Annotated in this window: 18 protein-coding genes and 1 riboswitch; of the genes, 4 read left to right on the top strand and 14 right to left on the bottom strand. The window is 54.6% G+C overall.

Annotated elements, in window-relative coordinates; translation table 11 throughout:
• Nucleotides 1-7 precede the first annotated feature (7 nt).
• The 8 genes from KNP85_RS10560 to KNP85_RS10595 all read right to left on the bottom strand — a co-directional run bounded on the left by KNP85_RS10560 (nucleotide 8) and on the right by KNP85_RS10595 (nucleotide 7,468).
• The gene (locus tag KNP85_RS10560) at nucleotides 8-934 is read right to left on the bottom strand and encodes a branched-chain amino acid transaminase (protein ID WP_021065231.1); all 927 of its coding nucleotides are present in this window, start codon (nucleotides 932-934) and stop codon (nucleotides 8-10) included.
• A 46-nt stretch (nucleotides 935-980) separates the two neighbouring features.
• A complete protein-coding gene (gene dapD, locus KNP85_RS10565) occupies nucleotides 981-1,688 on the bottom strand; it encodes a 2,3,4,5-tetrahydropyridine-2,6-dicarboxylate N-acetyltransferase (RefSeq protein ID WP_021065230.1) in 708 nt (235 codons plus the stop codon).
• Nucleotides 1,666-2,415, bottom strand: a complete 750-nt coding sequence (dapB, locus tag KNP85_RS10570; RefSeq protein WP_029596093.1) for a 4-hydroxy-tetrahydrodipicolinate reductase — start codon at nucleotides 2,413-2,415, stop codon at nucleotides 1,666-1,668. Before dapB ends, dapD begins: the two co-directional genes overlap by 23 nt.
• Entirely contained in the window at nucleotides 2,412-3,293 is an 882-nt protein-coding gene (gene dapA, locus KNP85_RS10575; protein WP_021065228.1) for a 4-hydroxy-tetrahydrodipicolinate synthase, read from the bottom strand. Before dapA ends, dapB begins: the two co-directional genes overlap by 4 nt.
• A gap of 12 nt (nucleotides 3,294-3,305) precedes the next feature.
• Nucleotides 3,306-4,301 (bottom strand): aspartate-semialdehyde dehydrogenase, encoded by a 996-nt coding sequence (locus KNP85_RS10580; RefSeq protein WP_214756703.1) that lies wholly within the window; start codon nucleotides 4,299-4,301, stop codon nucleotides 3,306-3,308.
• Nucleotides 4,302-4,313: 12 nt separating this feature from the next.
• Nucleotides 4,314-5,513, bottom strand: coding sequence for an aspartate kinase (locus KNP85_RS10585; RefSeq protein WP_021065226.1), 1,200 nt, complete (start codon nucleotides 5,511-5,513; stop codon nucleotides 4,314-4,316).
• 114 nt (nucleotides 5,514-5,627) lie between these two features.
• Nucleotides 5,628-5,808: riboswitch (Lysine riboswitch) on the bottom strand.
• Nucleotides 5,809-5,885: 77 nt separating this feature from the next.
• Nucleotides 5,886-6,314 carry a GNAT family N-acetyltransferase gene (locus KNP85_RS10590; protein WP_214802933.1) on the bottom strand — a complete coding sequence of 143 codons (429 nt, stop codon included), beginning with the start codon at nucleotides 6,312-6,314 and terminating at the stop codon, nucleotides 5,886-5,888.
• Complete coding sequence (locus KNP85_RS10595; protein WP_214802935.1) at nucleotides 6,308-7,468, bottom strand: alanyl-tRNA editing protein; 1,161 nt, start codon at nucleotides 7,466-7,468, stop codon at nucleotides 6,308-6,310. Before KNP85_RS10595 ends, KNP85_RS10590 begins: the two co-directional genes overlap by 7 nt.
• 96 nt (nucleotides 7,469-7,564) lie before the next feature.
• Here KNP85_RS10595 and KNP85_RS10600 point away from each other — a divergent pair, with 96 nt between their 5' ends.
• The gene (locus KNP85_RS10600; protein WP_029596096.1) at nucleotides 7,565-8,293 is read left to right on the top strand and encodes a GntR family transcriptional regulator; all 729 of its coding nucleotides are present in this window, start codon (nucleotides 7,565-7,567) and stop codon (nucleotides 8,291-8,293) included.
• A gap of 32 nt (nucleotides 8,294-8,325) precedes the next feature.
• Here KNP85_RS10600 and KNP85_RS10605 read toward each other — a convergent pair whose 3' ends face one another.
• The 4 genes from KNP85_RS10605 to KNP85_RS10620 form a co-directional block, all read right to left on the bottom strand.
• Nucleotides 8,326-9,429: an LCP family protein gene (locus tag KNP85_RS10605; protein WP_021065222.1), complete on the bottom strand. Its 1,104-nt coding sequence runs from the start codon at nucleotides 9,427-9,429 to the stop codon at nucleotides 8,326-8,328.
• 151 nt (nucleotides 9,430-9,580) lie between these two features.
• Complete coding sequence (nagB, locus tag KNP85_RS10610; protein WP_058765690.1) at nucleotides 9,581-10,345, bottom strand: glucosamine-6-phosphate deaminase; 765 nt, start codon at nucleotides 10,343-10,345, stop codon at nucleotides 9,581-9,583.
• Nucleotides 10,342-11,487, bottom strand: a complete 1,146-nt coding sequence (gene nagA / locus KNP85_RS10615; protein ID WP_214802938.1) for an N-acetylglucosamine-6-phosphate deacetylase — start codon at nucleotides 11,485-11,487, stop codon at nucleotides 10,342-10,344. The genes nagB and nagA overlap by 4 nt, the downstream gene beginning before the upstream one ends.
• A gap of 172 nt (nucleotides 11,488-11,659) precedes the next feature.
• Complete coding sequence (locus tag KNP85_RS10620) at nucleotides 11,660-13,030, bottom strand: MATE family efflux transporter (RefSeq protein WP_029596101.1); 1,371 nt, start codon at nucleotides 13,028-13,030, stop codon at nucleotides 11,660-11,662.
• A gap of 37 nt (nucleotides 13,031-13,067) precedes the next feature.
• On the opposite strand from KNP85_RS10620, the gene KNP85_RS10625 reads away from it, so the two are divergent.
• The gene (locus KNP85_RS10625; RefSeq protein WP_214802941.1) at nucleotides 13,068-13,841 is read left to right on the top strand and encodes a CHAD domain-containing protein; all 774 of its coding nucleotides are present in this window, start codon (nucleotides 13,068-13,070) and stop codon (nucleotides 13,839-13,841) included.
• Here KNP85_RS10625 and glsA read toward each other — a convergent pair.
• The gene (glsA, locus tag KNP85_RS10630; RefSeq protein ID WP_021065217.1) at nucleotides 13,838-14,779 is read right to left on the bottom strand and encodes a glutaminase A; all 942 of its coding nucleotides are present in this window, start codon (nucleotides 14,777-14,779) and stop codon (nucleotides 13,838-13,840) included. The two genes, KNP85_RS10625 and glsA, sit on opposite strands and share 4 nt — an antisense overlap.
• A gap of 58 nt (nucleotides 14,780-14,837) precedes the next feature.
• Entirely contained in the window at nucleotides 14,838-15,011 is a 174-nt protein-coding gene (locus KNP85_RS10635) for a hypothetical protein (RefSeq protein WP_021065216.1), read from the bottom strand.
• A gap of 110 nt (nucleotides 15,012-15,121) precedes the next feature.
• Between KNP85_RS10635 and hemG the strand changes: the two genes are divergently transcribed.
• Together hemG and KNP85_RS10645 are read left to right on the top strand one after the other, a co-directional pair.
• Nucleotides 15,122-16,486 carry a protoporphyrinogen oxidase gene (gene hemG / locus KNP85_RS10640; RefSeq protein WP_214802944.1) on the top strand — a complete coding sequence of 455 codons (1,365 nt, stop codon included), beginning with the start codon at nucleotides 15,122-15,124 and terminating at the stop codon, nucleotides 16,484-16,486.
• On the top strand, nucleotides 16,483-17,556 hold the full coding sequence (locus tag KNP85_RS10645; protein ID WP_214802947.1) for a TIGR04053 family radical SAM/SPASM domain-containing protein: 1,074 nt from the start codon (nucleotides 16,483-16,485) through the stop codon (nucleotides 17,554-17,556). The genes hemG and KNP85_RS10645 overlap by 4 nt, the downstream gene beginning before the upstream one ends.
• The last annotated feature ends 20 nt before the right edge of the window (nucleotides 17,557-17,576 follow it).

The following is a 17,576-nucleotide window of genomic DNA, read 5'->3' on the forward strand; positions in this document are numbered from 1 at the left end:
AACTCCTTTACTCTTTGACTCCAGCTTTGACGAACGTGACCCAATCACGGTGGCCTGCGATTTGTCCTGTCACAGCCTCACGGTAACGCGAGAGCATATTCGTCGCGACCGTTTGAACGCCGCCACCAATCGAAATATTGTCGATTTCGATGACGCTCGTCACTTCAGCCGCCGTTCCTGTCAAGAAAATCTCATCTGCGACATATAGTTCGTCACGTCCGATGTGGCGTTCGATGACCTCGAACCCTTCCTCACGGGCAAGTTCGATCACCGTTTGACGCGTGATGCCGTCGAGCACCGAGCAATCGAGTGACGGTGTGAAAATTTTGTTTCCTTTTACGAGGAAGATGTTGGCGACGCTCGCCTCGCTGACGTTTCCGTTCATGTCGAGGGCAATCGCTTCGTCATATCCATCACGGACCGCTTCTCCTTTAAGGAGTTGCGAGTTCATATAGTTCGCTGCCGCTTTCGCTTGCATCGGCATCATCGTCGAAGAGACGCGGCGATACGAGGCGACTTTCGCACGGATTCCGACCGTCTTGCTGAAATATTCGCCGAGCGGCCAGCACGAGATCGCGACGTGTACTTTTGTTTCCTGCGTCGGCATGAGTGCCTGCCAAGGTGTGCCGAGGAAAACGAATGGGCGGATGTAACAAGCTTCAAATCCGTTGCGTTCAATCAATTCGATTGTTGCTTGTTCGAGCTCATCGACCGTGTACGGCAAGTCGACGTGATAGTATGCACACGAACGAACGAGTCGCTCCAAGTGTTCACGGAGTCGGAAGATGGCCGGGCCTTCCTCTGTGTGGTATGCCCGAATCCCTTCAAAGAACCCACTACCGTAGTGAATTGCGTGCGTCATGATACTCGTGTTCGCATCACTCGGCTCGATCCAAGCCCCGTCTTGCCACATCCATTGTCCATACTGTTCCATTGTTCAACTCTCCCATTCATTTTTGATATTTTCTGTCTATTATACGTTACAGGGAGCGTAAGTCATCAACAAGTTGTGTTTTTTCTGCGGTTTTTTCATCTTTTTGCTTAATGACGCGGGCTGGTGTACCGGCAACGACGACGCCTGGCGGTACGTCTTGCGTGACGACACTACCTGCTGCGACAACGGCATTTTCACCGATGCGGACGCCTTCCAAAATGACGGCGTTCGCACCGACCATGACACCGTCTTCGATGATGACCGGATCTTTTGAAGGTGGCTCAAGAACACCCGCCACGACAGCGCCAGCGCCAAGGTGGACGTTTTTCCCGAGTGTCCCGCGGGCACCGATGACCGCGTTCATATCGACCATCGACCCGTCACCGATGACGGCACCGATATTGATGACAGCACCCATCATGACGACGACGTTGTTCCCGATTTGAACGTGGTCGCGAATGAACGAACCTGGTTCGATGCGGGCATTCAACTGCGTCGTATCGAGCATCGGTACGGCGCTGTTCCGGCGATCGTACTCGAGGTGCGTGTCCGTGATGACGGCAGCGTTCGCTTCTAGGAAAGCAGCCGCACGTTCAGCCGTTGTAAGGAACAGTTTCGACTCGTCTGTTCCAAAAGCTTTGGCATCTTCGATTGTCAGACCGGCCAATTGACCGTTAACGTACAATTTGACAGGCGTTTCTTTCTTGGCATCTTTAATGTATTGCGCGATTTCATAAGCGTTTGTGAGTAACATGAGTGGCCTCCTCGTATAGGTTCGTTAAATTGTATAGTCCGGCTGGGCGGTCAAGAATCGTTGCCGCCGCAGCGAGTGCCCCGTTCGCGAAGACGCGTTTGGACAGGGCCGTGTGTTTCAATTCAAGCATTTCGTCGTCTCCGGCAAAGAGGACGGTATGTTCTCCAAAAATCGTCCCCCCGCGTACCGAATGCATGCCGAGTTCATCGGCTGCACGCGCTTCGCGGCGCGGTGTCCGGTCATATACCGGTGTCACGTCGCGTTTCGCCTCGATGGCACGGGCGAGCAATTCCGCCGTCCCGCTCGGTGCATCGACTTTTTTGCGGTGGTGCGCCTCAATCACTTCGATGTCATAACCGAGCGTGAGCGGGACGAGTTGGTCGAGCAACTGTTTCAGGAGCGCGATCCCATAAGACGTATTATACGACTGGAAAATCGGGATCTCCTGAGACGCCGCTTCAATTTTGGCGAGCTCTGCTTCCGAGAAGCCCGTCGTCGCGATGACGAGCGGGATTTGCTTGGCTTTCCCGAACGCGAGTACGTCATCCAACAACGCCGGGTTCGAGAAGTCGATGACGACATCGACGTCGGCCTCTACATCTTGTATCGAGACGGGATGTTCCCCTCCGGCCGGTGAGACGATGGCTGCAACGGTCAAGTTTTGTGTCCGTGCGACTTCTTCGACGATCTGTCCCATCGCGCCGTATCCATGAATGAGTAAGTTCACTGTCTCACCTCATTGAACTGCTCCATTGCCGATAACAAGCGGGCCTCGGCCGTCGCGCTCATCGGGACGAGCGGGAGACGTGGTGCACCGAACTCGAAGCCGCGTGCATTCAATGCTGCTTTGACCGGAATCGGATTCACTTCCGCGAACAATTCGTCGATGACCGGGAGCAGTCGGAGCTGCCATGTGCGTGCCGTTTCCAAATCTCCGGCGAGGAGCGCTTCAGCTAATGCGACCGTTGCACCCGGATAGACGTTCGAAAGGACCGAGACAACACCTTGCGCCCCCCAAGCCATATAAGGAAGGATTTGATCATCGTTCCCGCAATAGACTGGGAAGCCTTCCGGCACGTGCGCCATCATTTGAGCCATCACTGAGATATCCCCGCTCGCTTCTTTGAGCGCAGCGATGCGTGGGTGATCAGCGAGTTCCCCAACCGTTGCCGGATCAAGGGCGACGCCCGTCCGCGATGGTACGTTGTAGAGCATGAGCGGAATCGGTGACGCGTCGGCAATCGCTGTGAAGTGGGCAATCAGACCCGCTTGCGTCGACTTGTTGTAATAAGGCGTGACGACCATCGCCATCTCGGCTCCGAGTTCGGCGGCCCGTTTCGTCTTTTGAATGCTGAGCGCCGTGTTGTTCGACCCGGTTCCGGCGATGATAACGGCGCGGCCGGCAGCGACTTCAATCGCTTTGACGAGAAGCGTCTCGAACTCTTCGTCCGTGATGGTCATGCCCTCACCAGTCGTTCCCCCGATCACGAGACCGCTGACACCTTCTTTAATTTGATCTTCAATCAACGCTTCCCACGCTGTGAGATTTAGCTGACCGTCTGCTTGAAACGGTGTAGCGAGTGCGGTTGCGACTCCTGTGAACATATAATCTCCCCCTTATTTCGTAGCAGTCTGCCCAATCATGCATTGGGCGATTTGGACGGCGTTCGCTGCCGCGCCTTTTCGAACGTTATCAGCGACGCACCAAAGATGGAACGTGTTCGGCTGTGACTCGTCGACACGGATACGACCGACGTACACGTCGTCTGTCCCGTTCGCATCGAGCGGTGTCGGATAGACGAGCTCCGCTGGGTTATCCATCAAGACGATACCTGGCGCGTCCGCGAGCACGGCTTTCACTTCGGCGAGCGTCGCGTCGCGGTCGAGCGTGACTGTGATGGAGACGGCGTGGCTGTTGCGGACCGGGACACGGACACATGTTGCGGTGACACCGAGGTTCGGCGCGTTTAAAATCTTGCGTGTCTCTTCAATCATCTTCTGTTCTTCTTTCGTATAACCGTTCTCTAAGAACACATCAATGTGTGGCAAGACGTTATCGTAAATCGGATACGGATAGTTCTTCGGCTCTTCCCCACGTGCTCCGCGTTCCAAGTCTTCAATCCCTTTTTGGCCCGAGCCAGAGACGGCTTGATACGACGTATAGGCGACACGCGTCAATCCGTATACTTCCGCGAGTGGTGCGAGCGCGACGACCGATTGGATCGTCGAGCAGTTCGGGTTGGCGATGAGCGTCTTGTCCGGGCTCAGTTCGACTCGGTTCACTTCCGGTACGATGAGCGGAATGTCCGCCTGCATCCGGAATGCACTCGAGTTGTCGATGACGATGACACCTTGTTCACTCAGGCGAGGCGCATATTGTTCACTGATGCTCCCACCGGCTGAGAAGAGCGCGATATCGATTGGGTCCGCATAAATCGCGTCCGACAGTTCCCGGATGACGACGTCCTTGCCGTTCACGTTCACGGTCTTCCCGGCCGAACGAGATGATGCGTACAACATCAATTCGTTAATCGGGAATTCATACTCGGTCAATACTTCAATCATCTTTTGGCCGACGGCACCGGTCGCACCGACGACGGCTACGTTATACATGTGGCGTCCTCCTTATAACTTGAAGCGGGTCGCGATGGCCGCGACGGCTGCTTCGACGTCTTGTTCGTTAATCGTGTACGAGATGCTAATCTCGGATGTCGTGACTTGATAGAATGGGATTCCGCTCTCGCGGAACGTGGCGAACAGTTCGGCTGCGACACCGGTCGCGTCACGCATGCCGATGCCGACGACCGAGATTTTCGCATGCTCGGTATGACGGTCGATTTTGATTTGTGGGAACGTCTCAGTCAGTTCCGCGAGCGCCTCTTCGAGAAACGCTTCTTCATCGAGCGGACAGGTGAACGACAGGAATACTTCACCATCGAACGCGGTCTGACTGATCATATCGATATTGACATGACGCTGTGACAATTTCTCGAAAATGTCGGCAACTCCTGCCACCGAATGTGGAATATGTTTGATTGAGACGCTGAGCACGTTCTTCACGACGCTCACGCTCGTCACCGCTTTTTGTTCCATCGCCTGTGTCATATCCATGATCCATGTTCCTCCTTCGCTCGCAAGCGTCTTTCCTACAAAGATGTTCACATCAAATTTTTTCGCGAGCTCTACGCTACGCATCTCCATCACTTTCGACCCGAGCGCGCTCATCTCCATCATCTCGTCATACGAGACGGTATCTAATCGGCGGGCCGTCGGATGGATGCGCGGGTCAGCCGTATAAACACCGGCGACGTCTGTGTAAATCTCACAGCGTTTGCTGAGGACGGCGGCCAAGGCGACAGCGGTCGTATCCGATCCGCCTCGTCCGAGCGTCGTCACATCACCGAACTCGTTGACACCTTGGAAACCGGCGACGATGACGACGTCATATGTCCGGAGCTTCTCTTCGAGCACTTCTTTGCGAATCGCCTTGATTTTACTTTTCGTGTGAATGCCCATCGTGTCGATCCCGGCTTGTTGTCCGGTAAGCGAGATGGCAGCCACGCCTCGAGAGTTTAAAGCGATGCTGAGCAGGCTGATCGTCTGCTCCTCACCGACCGCGAGCAAGCGGTCCAGTTCACGAATCATCGGGCGTTCCGTGATTTGTTTGGCGAGTGACAACAGTGAGTCAGTCGTTTTCCCCATCGCGGAGACGACGACGACAAGTTTTTCTCCGGCCGCGGCCCGTGTCTGTAAATATTCGGAAATGGCCTGGATTTGTTCAATCGTGGCAACGGAGCTGCCTCCAAATTTCAATACGGTTGTCATCAGGTTCCCCACTTTCATGATGTCCACCAACAGAAAAAGCGGCAGACCGGTAGGAAGCACTCTCCCTACGGTCTGCCGCTTGTACGCGCAGTTGAAAAACGATTAAAGAATCGTTCCGTAGATAGCGCTCCATGGCATTTCATCCATGGCAGTGTAGGCGTTATTCACGACTACCCCAGCCTTCGTTCGTACGCATGCGAACGTCGACTTCGGCGAAATTCCCCTTTCGGCTCGATCCGGAATGCGTCCGTGTCGATCAAGCGTACTCATGTCATTCGCAACCTCTATCTGTCAGTTGTTAGTTTTAGTTATAACAAATGCATCCCGGCTTGCCAACCTTTTTTTAGAAAAAAGGAAAATTTCTAAAAACAATCACCATGTCTTCTTCATCATCCGATGCGGGATGTCCGCGTCTAAAAATTCGTCACCATACGCCTCGTATCCGAGACGCTCATAGAAAGGGAGTGCCGTCAGTTGAGCGCCAAGTTTGAGCTCATGTAACTCGCTCGTCCGGGCGACGGACTCGATAGCGAGCATAACCTCCTTGGCATACCCGTTGCCGCGCGCCGAAGCGAGTGTGGCGACCCGCTCGACTTTCCCGACCGCGTCACCGATTGGACGCAGACGCGCCGTCGTCACCGGCTCACCGTCCACTGTCCCGACGAAATGGATGCAGTCTGGGTCAAGCTCATCATACTCGATTTCAGGGGCGATGCCTTGCTCGTGAATAAACACTGTCGCCCGCACAACCCGTGCCTGTTCAATCAGTTCTGCTCCCGTGCCGTGCTCACTCTTCAACATGATACCATCCCTTCCTGAAGCCGTTTCACGATTTCTGCCGTCGCGCGTTCCAACTCGATGACCGATTCGAATCGGGCCTGGGCTTGTTTATGACTGCCGCCACCGCGACCGATGCCGAGGTCGTCGAGCGTCCGTTTTAAGAATTTACCGATAGCGATGTCATGTGTCCCGTCATGCATGAGCCATAGCTTTTGACCCGTATGATTGGCTCCGACAGCGATTCGGCCCGTCGCGGCGATGCGTTCGACGATGGTCGTCGTCAACGTCTCCGCTTCCGTCTTACCGATATGGGTGATGACGTAATTGTCTTCCTGCAAAAAGGCAGCGACTTTCGCTTTCGCGACGCGCGCCTCGAGCGCCTTCACTTCCTTGTCCCGCTCGAGACGAAGATTTCGTTCCTCGAGGACACGGGCAGCGACCGTCTCGTTCGTCGTCGATAACGTTTGGTGAATCGTCCGCAACGCCGTCCGTGACGAATGGATGGCGGACAAGGCCCGGTGACCGGCAACATACGTCAAACGAACGTTCCCACGAACTTTCTTCATCGAGGTCACATGGACGATTCCAAGTTGGCCGGTCGTCTCGACATGTGTCCCACCGCACGCGTTGTAATCGAGTCCCTCAATGTCGACGATCCGGATCATCCCGGTGCGATCGGTCGGTTTGCGTAACCGATCGACCTCGACCTCTGCGGACGCGAGTTCGTACGTGGAGACGGGACGGTTCTCAAAGATGATGCGTTGCACGTCTCGTTCCAACGACTCGATTTGAGTCCAATCGAGCGTCTCTGTCTCGATTTCAAGCGACGACTCCTCTTGTCCGATGCCGAAGCTGAGCGTCTGAATGCCGTATTCGTCTTCCAATAAAGCTGTCAACACGTGCTGAGCCGTGTGTTGAATCGAGTGGTCGTGACGGATCGCTTCATCGACTATGCCGGTCACGAACGTCCCACGTTCGAGCCCCGGTTCGACTAAATGCCAGACGACCTCCTCGACCCGTTGCACATCGAGAACGGGTCGTCCGTCGAGTGTTCCGACGTCCGGAGGTTGGCCCCCGCCTTCCGCATAAAATAATGTGGATTCAAGCGCGACCCACGTCCCGCGCGCATCGGTGCGCACGTCGGTCACCGTCGTTTCAAATTGCCATGGCTTCATCTTGATCGCCGCCTTTTCTGTAGGATATGTTCAGACAACTAGTCTAATTTGGTCTATAATAAGAAACACTTACTTTAGCAGTCAGGAGCGATATGCATGTTACAGATTGATAAACAATCACCGCTACCTATTTATTATCAAATCGAAGCCTATTTAAAGCAACAAATAGATGCCGGCGAGCTCCAACCCGGGGAATCCATCCCATCCGAACGGGAGTTTTCCGAGCGCTATAACGTGAGCCGGATGACGGTCCGCCAAGCCATCACAAACTTGGTCAACGCCGGTTATTTGAGCCGTCAAAAAGGCCGAGGCACGTTCGTCGCCAACAAGAAAATCACGATGGCCTTGTCCGGATTGACAAGTTTCTCGGAAGAAATCAAACATCGGGGCATGCGTCCGTTTAGCCGCCTGTTGTCGTTCCAGACGATTTCAGCCCCGGCCAAAATCGCCCAAAAATTGAGCGTCGCGCTCGACACGCCCGTCTATGAGATGCGACGTCTCCGTCTCGCCGATGAGAACGTGCTCGCCCTCGAGACGGCATACATCCCGGTCGCCTTACTACCGAACTTGACCGAGACAGATGCCGTCGGTTCGATTTACGAGTTCGCCGAGCAGTCGGGGCTCCGGTTGAAGAATGCGACCCAAACCCTCGAGGCGAGGAGCGCGGGACCGGAGGAAGCAAAGCTGTTGACGATTTCTCCGAACGCCCCTGTGCTCTTAATCGACCAACGGACGTATCTCGAGAACGGGGACATGTTCGAGTATAGCCGTTCCTTGTTCCGCGGCGACGCCTACTCATTCACCGTCGCGATGGAACGCACATAAAAAATGGTTTGCCGCGGACGGCAAACCATTTTTTATTGTGCTTCGTACGTGATTCCAGCTGGGTCGTACATATACGTCTCAAGCTCGGTATCGGTCATCGGCTCGACTTCATTCCCGGCATCGGCCTGTTGGACGCGATAACGAACTTCTTCGAGCAACGGCTCGTTCAAGAAGTAATAGAAATGACCGTCGACACCGCGGGCCCCTTCACCGGTCAACTGATATTGAACCGTGTTGTTGAGGGCGCCGACGTCCTCGATTAAACGCATATAATCGTTCGGACCGAGCGTCGTCTGCATGTTGTCCCCGACTGCTTTCAACACTTTGTCGTAGTTGTTGATGAGCGACGTGCCGAGCGCTTGGTCAAGGACGGCATTGATGACTTCCATCTGACGCTGTCCGCGACCGATGTCTCCGCGTGGGTCGTCATAGCGGTTACGGACGTAAGCGAGTGCCTCTTCGCCCGATAACTGCTGAAGCCCTGCTTCGACTTGGACGACTTCTCGTGAGGCGTCGTAACTCTTCTGTTCAGACGAGAACGGGACGTCGATTTCGACCCCGCCGACGGCATCGATGAAGTCGACGAACCCTTGGAAGTTGAGGGAGACGACGTGGTCGATGTCGATGCCGACCAAGTCTTCAATCGTGTTCGTCGCCATCCGCATACCGTTGTTCGGGTTCGATTCATCCATCGACCCGAAGTAATAGGCGTGCGTGATTTTGTCTTGATCGAGACCCGTCTTACCGTACGGGATATTGAAGCCCGTATAGTCGATGTTGACGTACGAGTCACGCGGGATGCTGAGCATCGTCGTCTGTTTGTTTTTCTTATTCAGAATGACGACAATCATGACGTCAGACCGACCATACTCGCCGCGCGCTTTCTTCTGCGGGGACAAGTCCGTCCCGAGCACGAGGAAGCTCTCGGTATCCTCTTTATCAAATCGAGTCGGTTCGATAGTCGGATCATCCTCAAGCGTCACTTGAGTACCTGACAGCATGTTATGCGCTTTATAAAAAGCCGTTCCATACATGCTTGAGCCAACGATGACGGCAATCAATACAAGGGCGCTGAACAGCTTATAAAACGCAGACGGGCCTTTGCGCCGTCTACGAGCTTGGGTTCTTGAATTCATGAGTTTCTCCTTCGCGATCGAATGATATGAGCTTCACCTATTATAGAGGAAACCTCGACTTTTGTCGAAAACGTTTTGATTACAAATCCATTTCCATACAATTTCCCACAGTTAACGAGAAAAAAACCTGGAGACACTTGTCTCCAGGTCATCAAGCTCGGATCGAAAAGAATCGGTCGGCCGCTTCACTGCCACGCGCCTGTAACACATCGCTACAAGCCGAGGCCGCCTCGGCATCGAGCACGATGGTCACACTTGGATGCGCCTGTAAGATGGAAGCCGGCCAGTCAATCGTCGGCACGCTCTCAATCATGTGATGCACCGCTTCGGCTTTACGGGTACCGGTCGCGACGAGGACGATCTCGCGTGCGTTCATAATCGTATCGAGTCCCATCGTGATGGCCTGCGTCGGCACGTCTTCGATTGAATCGAAGAAACGGCGGTTCGCTTCACGCGTCGACTCGGTCAGTTCGGTCACATGCGTCTTCGCATCGAGCGCGGTACCCGGCTCATTGAAGGCGATATGTCCGTTCTCTCCGATGCCTAGCAATTGCAGGTCGACACCAATCGAGCGGACGAGCTGTTCATAGCGAGCCGCTTCCGCTTCCGGGTCGGCCGCGTCACCGTGAGGCAGATGGCTCTGTTTGAATGGGATGTCATTGAACAGCTTCTCTTCCATGAAGTGATGATAGCTTTGCGGATGACTCGGCGCGAGCCCGATATACTCATCAAGATTGACGCTCGTCACATGACTGCAGTCGAGCCGATCTCGTTTGAACATCTGATACATCCCGACCGGTGTACTGCCCGTCGCGAGTCCGAGCACGAAATCGCGCTTCCCGGCGACCCGTTCCTTGATGAGTGTATATGCGATTTCTTCTGCGTCCGTCGGTGTGTTCGCCACTAATATGTTCATTGCATGTCCTCCTTCGAATAACTGACCTGTCCTTGATGAATCGTCGTCACGACCGTCATCGCGTCATCCCAAATGACGAGATCCGCGTCGAAGCCAGGCGCGATGGCCCCTTTGTTCGTCAAACCGAACTCACGCGCTTGGTTCGCCGACGTCATCTTCACCGCTTCTTGCACCGTGCATCCCGTGTATAACAGCATGTTGCGGAACGCCGCGTCCATCGTCAAGACGCTGCCGGCCAAGTTCCCGGCTTCGAGTCGAGCCGCCCCGCCTTCGACGATGACCGGTTGACCCCCGAGTTCATAACGGCCGTCCGGAAGACCTTTGGCGCGCATCGCATCCGTAATGACGACGAGACCGTCTGCCCCTTTCATGCGATAGGCGAAGTCGACCATCTCGTGACGGCTGTGAATCCCGTCTGGAATGATTTCAACCATGACGTCCCGCTCCAACAGACAATAGCCGACCGTTCCCGGCTCCCGATGATGAATCCCTCGCATCTGATTGTATAAGTGCGTGCCATGCTTGACGTTCGCTTCCTTGTTCTCGGCAAACGTGGCGTTCGTGTGTCCGGTCGATCCGATTGCACCGGTCTCACCCATCACCTGTTCAAGCTCACGTGCTCCCGGACGTTCCGGCGCATACGTGACGAGGCGAATGTGACCGCCCGCTTCCTGTTGCCATGTGCGGAATTGACTTGCATCGGGATCGATAATATATTCGGCCGGCTGTGCCCCCGCATTGTCGACGTTGACGAACGGTCCCTCTAGATGGATGCCGACGAGTGACGTGTCTCCCGCCTCGATGACAGTCCGGGCTGCTTGCAACGCCTTCGTAATGGCAGTCGGTGACTGTGTAATCGTCGTCGCAAAATAAGACGTCACACCTTCAGCGAGCATCGAACGGCTGAGATGACGTAGTCGATCCACGTCCGCATCCATCGTATCGACGTCGTAACCGCCATGGATGTGGACGTCAATCATGCCTGGCGTCACGAGTGCCCCACGAACGTCAATCTCTTTATCTGTTCCTGCCTGATAGTCCTCCATCGCACCGACGCTCACAATCGTCTTGCCATCGAATTGGATATAGCCTCGTTCGCACGTTTCGTCCCCCGAAACGATGTGTGCATTGATGATCACCATAATCGGTCATCCACCTTTCTTCAAGTAGCTTCATCGTTATCATATCAAAAACCAGTATAGTTGTATAGACCAATATTACTAACTGACAAACTCGATTTCCCCAGTTCTTTGCCCATCCTGTTTCCCCCTCAAACAACAAAAAGGCTGACGCCGTAGCGTCAACCTGTCTCGGTTAGGATGTTTCGTTCGTAATCGGTTGGGCCTCATACCGTTTGACGATATGAATGAGACGCATGACCAGCAACACGGCTCCGGCCGCTAGACCCGCAATCAAACCAATCCAATAGCCGTCCGGTCCGAAACCGAACTGTTCGGCAAGCGCATAGCCGAGCGGGAGGCCGATGACCCAATAGGCGATGAGCGACAAGATGAGCGTCACGTTGACGTCCTTGAACCCGCGTAAAATCCCTTGAATCGGGGCGGCGACCGCATCCGATAATTGGAAGAAGACCGCAAAAATCATGAAGTGGGCCGCGAGTTCCACGACGGCCGCATCGTTCGTATAGATGGCCGCAACCCGTTCATTTTGCCAAAACAGAAGCGCTCCCGAGAATGATGACACACCGAGACAAAGGACGATACCGATTTTGGCATAGCGTACGGCATCCTTCAGCCTCCGGGCCCCGAGCTCATAGCCCACGACAATCGTCAGCGCGCTCGACGCGGACAACGGCAACATATAGACAAATGAAGCGAAGTTGATGGCCGCTTGGTGGGCCGCGACGATATTGTCTCCATATTCACTCAAGAGCAACGTCACCGCCGCAAAGATGCTCACTTCCGCAAAAATGGCGAGACCGATTGGTGTCCCGAGCTTGAGCAGTTCTTTCTGTCTCGGCCAGAAGATACGCTCCACTGAGCGCAAGAAACGATATTCAAGGAAAGGCTTGCCGTTCCGGACAAACGCGAACGCCATAAAGAAGAGCAACCAATATGTGATGGCCGAGGCGATTCCCGCCCCGACACCGCCATAGGCCGGGACGCCGAGTTTTCCAAAGATGAAGATGTAATTTAATCCGACGTTAATGGGTAACCCTAATAGTATAAGTAGCATCGAGATTCGCGTTTTGCCGAGCGAGTCCATGAGCGTGCGTAGCACGTTGAACAAGAACATCGGCAACACCCCGAATCCGAGTGCGAGCAAATACCCTTTGGCAATCCGTTTCCCTTCCTCACTCAGTCCCATGCCGTCGACAGCCGTCGGGACGAGCCAAAAGCCGAGCACGAGCGTCGCGATGCTCAGACCGATCGCTAAGTATACGCCTTGGTACAGCGTCCGTTGAATCTGCTGGATATTGCGGGCCCCGAGCGCCTGGGCGACGATTGGGGCGACAGCGAGCAGAATCCCGCTCAACCCCGTATACACCGGCATCCATAAACTCGACCCGACACCGACACCCGCCAAATCGACGGCGCCGGCTCGGCCCGACATGACTGTGTCAAAAAAGCTGATTAAGTAAAAGGACACTTGTGTCACCAAAATCGGGAAGAAGATGGTGAAGAACAGTTTGATTTTTTCATTTAGTGAATGTGTTTGATACATGGGCAACCTCATCTCATTTCAGAAAGGAAAAATTAGAATGAATCAACGGAATGCGGAAAAATTAAAATATGAGCTGTTAGAGACGTGGAACACGTTCAATCATTATATGACCGAGGCGCTCACGTTTCAAAACAGTGAAGATATCCACCAAGCCCGGGTCCATCTACGCAAGCTATTGACGTTCATGCAACTGTACGACACGAAGCCTTCGACGTATCGTCAATTGAAACAGTTGATGGAGGCGCTGGGTGCGGTGCGTGACGGAGACGTCCTGCTTGAAGGGCTCGCCGTCGAGACCGAGCTCGATCAAGCTTTTGTTGAGCATGTCGAAACACAACGGGCCAAGGACCGCACGCTGTTGAAAGCGCGTGTGACCGAAAAAATGACGCCTTCGCTTGACCAGCAAGTCCGTCGTTTCATCGGCGGGCAGCTGTTCCGTGCCATTCGGAAACAAGATGCGGCGGCCTTTCTCGATAAAGCCAAAGCCGAACGTAAGCGCCGCATCGCGACCCATCACGCAGCGACGAAACGGAACGACCGGCTCGATACCCTCCACAAAGTCCGGCTCGCCGTGAAGCGGGAGCGCTATTTGAATGAGTACTTATTGAACTATGAGCCGAGCGCCTCAAAAGACCAAGTTCAAAAACTGAAGCGGCTCCAGACCGAACTTGGTGATATGAATGACCGGCATCAGCTGTTGTTGCGCTGGACCGATTTCACGCCGCCCGCCGCCTTGACCGACGACTATAAAGAAGTCGTCCAGAAGCTGCACACCCGACTCGACGAATCGGTCGACGCCATCAAGCTTTAGCGCGACGTGTAGCGTTCGACGAGCAGTTCAAGCAACTTCATCCCGGCAATCGAGTTCCCTTTTGAATCAAGGGCAGGCCCAAAAATACCAAAGCCGACATCACTCAATCCGAGCTCGTGTTTGCCGGTCGCGAGAATCGCACCCGACACCCCGCTCTTTCCAGGCAGGCCGACACGGACGGCAAATTCACCCGATGCGTCGTACATGCCGCACGTCGTCATGATGGCTTTGACGATACGGACGACGCGACGCGGAATCAATTCCTCGCCTGTGACCGGGTCTTCGCCGTTACCGGATAGAATCCGGCCGATGCGAGCCAAGTCAAAACAATCGATTTCGATGGCACACTGTTTCGTATACACATCGATAATCTCATCGACATCGCCCTCGACGATTCCGTGATGGCGCATGAAATAGAGCAAGGCCCGGTTCAAGTCGGTCGTCTCGTATTCCGAGCGAGCGACTTTTTCGTTATACGTGACTTCCTCGACCGGGACATCGAGCAACGTCGCCAAAAATTGACGGAACTGATAGATTTTCAGCTCCGCCGTGTCCCCTAAAATCATGCTCGTGACCGCGAGCGCCCCGGCGTTAATCATCGGATTGAGCGGTTTCGATGGCACCGTCTCTTCGAGTTTGGCAATCGAATTGAACGCATCCCCCGTCGGTTCCATGCCGACTTTCGAGAACACGTAATCTTCTCCGAACTCCATCAAGACGTAACAGAGCGTCAACGCCTTCGAGACGCTTTGAATCGTGAACTTATGATGGACGTCCCCCGCATGAATATAAGAACCATCAGGTAGGCAAATCGCCACGCCGAGCAAATCATCTTGTACATGCGCGAGCTCCGGAATATAGTCGGCGACTTTTCCTTGTGCTGTGTACGGACGACACTCGTCGACCAAATGCGCCAACTGCTGTTCCAATACGTTCATCCAATCACCTCATGTCCGATAGTTTTTACCCGGGTCATCTTAACATATTTGAAGACGGTTAACCATCAAGTGGACCGTCTTCCTTATCCGGCTTATACCATTCCTCGTCGGCCCATATGACCGATGGGCTGTCCTCGTCACCTTCGAGCTTCTCACCATGCCGATTCATCGAGACGATGAACGCGATAATACCGACCACGACGACCGCCGCCGTTATCCCGAACCAAACCATAAGTGGTCCTCCTTCCAATCGTGACGAATTTGTCTAGAACCGTGTGAGACTTATCCTATGTCTACGTCAACATTCTCGGTACCGTTAGTAGGAATACTACATAGAAATGGGTGAATGGATTGAACAAGATTGCAATCATCGGTGGAGGGATTACCGGCATGGCCGCCGCGTATTATGCGAAACAGGCGGGAGCGCATGTCACATTGTATGAAGCAAGTGACCGGATTGGCGGAAAAATCAAGACCGTTTATCGAGACGGCTTCGTCTTAGAATGCGGGCCGGACGGATATATGGCCCGTAAGCCGACATTGACCGAGCTGATCACCGAACTTGGGCTTGACGACGATCTCGTCCGGTCGATGACCGGGACCTCGTACATTTACGTCCGGAACCGACTGCGACAGATGCCCGCAGGTTCGGTTATGGGCATCCCGACCAAGTTCTGGCCGATGGTCAAGACGGATCTGTTCACGTGGCGCGGCAAGTTTCGGGCCGGTATGGACCTCGTCTTGCCCCGCGTCTATGCGGGATCAGATATCTCGCTCGATACGTTCTTTCGGGCCCGGCTCGGGTCGGAAGTCGTTGAGGCGATGATCGAACCGCTCCTGTCTGGGATTTACAATGGTACGCTCGACGATATGAGCATCGAGTCTACTTTCCCTCAGTTTATCACGATTGAACAAAAAACACGCAGCCTGATTCTCGGTATGAAAGCATTGACACCTCCTGTCCAAGCCGGTGTCAAACCGCGCGAGGCCGGGAAATTTCTATCGCTCGGCCAAGGGCTTGGTGTCTTGATTGAGGCGCTCCGTCCATCGATTGACCGCCTCTGTCTCGGGACACAGGTCGCGGCAGTCCGGCCCCATGAAGTGGTGCTCGAGGACGGAACGGTCGAGTCGTTTGACGGCATCGTGTTAGCCACCTCGCCGAACGCGCTCGGCCCTCTACTAGGTCTCCCGGAAGCGGAACGGTTGTCGTCATTGAAACGCACGTCTTCCATCACCGTGCTCGCGGCGTTTGAGAAAACAGACGTCGAGTCACTCGACGGGACGGGCTACGTCATCGCCAAAAGCGAAGGCAACGCCTTGACCGCTTGTAGCTGGATGCATAAGAAATGGCCGCATATGGCACCCGATAACAAGGCGCTGTTACGCGTCTACATCGGCTCCGCGTTCGTTCCCGACCTGTTGACGGAATCCGACGAGACGATTGCCGACTTCGCGCTCCGTGAGCTTCAAAAAATTCAACACGTCGGTAACCCGATCTTCACGAGAGTCGAGCGTCATGTCGACACGATGCCGCAGTATGAGGTCGGCCATAAACAATACGTGCGCGCGTTCGAGGAAACATTGTCCTCCCTCGACGGCGTCGAAGCTTGTGGGGCGATTTTACACGGCGTCGGTCTCCCCGACTGCGTCGACTCGGCCAAACAAGCCGTCACCCGCATCATGGCAAGACAGGTGGTGTCCGTATGAAACAAATCGACTACAACGAAAATCCGTTCATCGTCATTTGGGAAGTGACACGCGCCTGTGCACTGTCATGCGTCCATTGCCGGGCCGAGGCCCAGTTCCATCGTTATCCGGGTGAACTCGACACCGCCCAAGGTAAGGCGCTCATCCGCGACATTCATGCGATGGACAACCCGATTCTTGTTTTCACAGGTGGCGATCCGCTCATGCGCGAAGACTTGTTCGAGTTGACGGAATACGCCGCCTCGCTCGGCATGCGCGTATCGATGACCCCATCGGCAACGCCACGCGTGACCCATGACGCCGTCAAACGGGCGAAAGATGCCGGATTGACGCGTTGGGCGTTCTCGCTCGACGGTCCGGACGCCAAGTCACACGACTATTTCCGGGGTACCCGCGGCAGTTTCGAACGGACGTTGCGCGGCATCTCTTATTTCCGGGAAGAAGGCATGTCATTCCAAATCAATACGACGGTCACGGAATATAACGTCGATCAACTCCCGGACATCGCCAAACTCGTCGGTGAACTCGGTGTGTCGGTGTGGACGCTGTTCTTCCTCGTGCCGACCGGCCGCGGGTCGCTCCTGCAGCCCATCTCCCCAGAACGGCATGAAGAAGTACTCCGCTGGGCGTTCGCTTTGCAAGAACACGTCCCATTCATCATCTCGACGACCGAAGCCCAGTTTTATCGGCGTATCGCCCGGCAAGAGAACTTGAAACGAAAACAAGTTGGATTGTCGCCCATCGGCCATCCGCATGACGATCTCGCCAAGGCACCCCGCGGCACGAATGACGGGAACGGTTTCGTGTTCATCTCGCATACGGGCGACGTGCAGCCGTCCGGTTTCTTACCGATTACGTGCGGCAACGTGAAACAAACACCGCTCGCCGAGATTTACCGGCACCACCCGGTTTTTAAATCACTACGCGATCCCGATACCCACCACGGAAAATGCGGCTACTGCGAGTATCGTTACGTATGCGGCGGCTCGCGGGCTCGCGCTTATGCCGTCACCGGCGACTATAAGGCCGAAGAACCGTACTGCATCTATCAACCTACACCTATCTCATAAACAAAGAGCGCCGGCATCAG

Origin of the sequence: Exiguobacterium sp. s194 (genome assembly GCF_018618275.1) — a bacterium.
GTDB classification, from domain to species: Bacteria; Bacillota; Bacilli; order Exiguobacteriales; family Exiguobacteriaceae; genus Exiguobacterium; species Exiguobacterium chiriqhucha.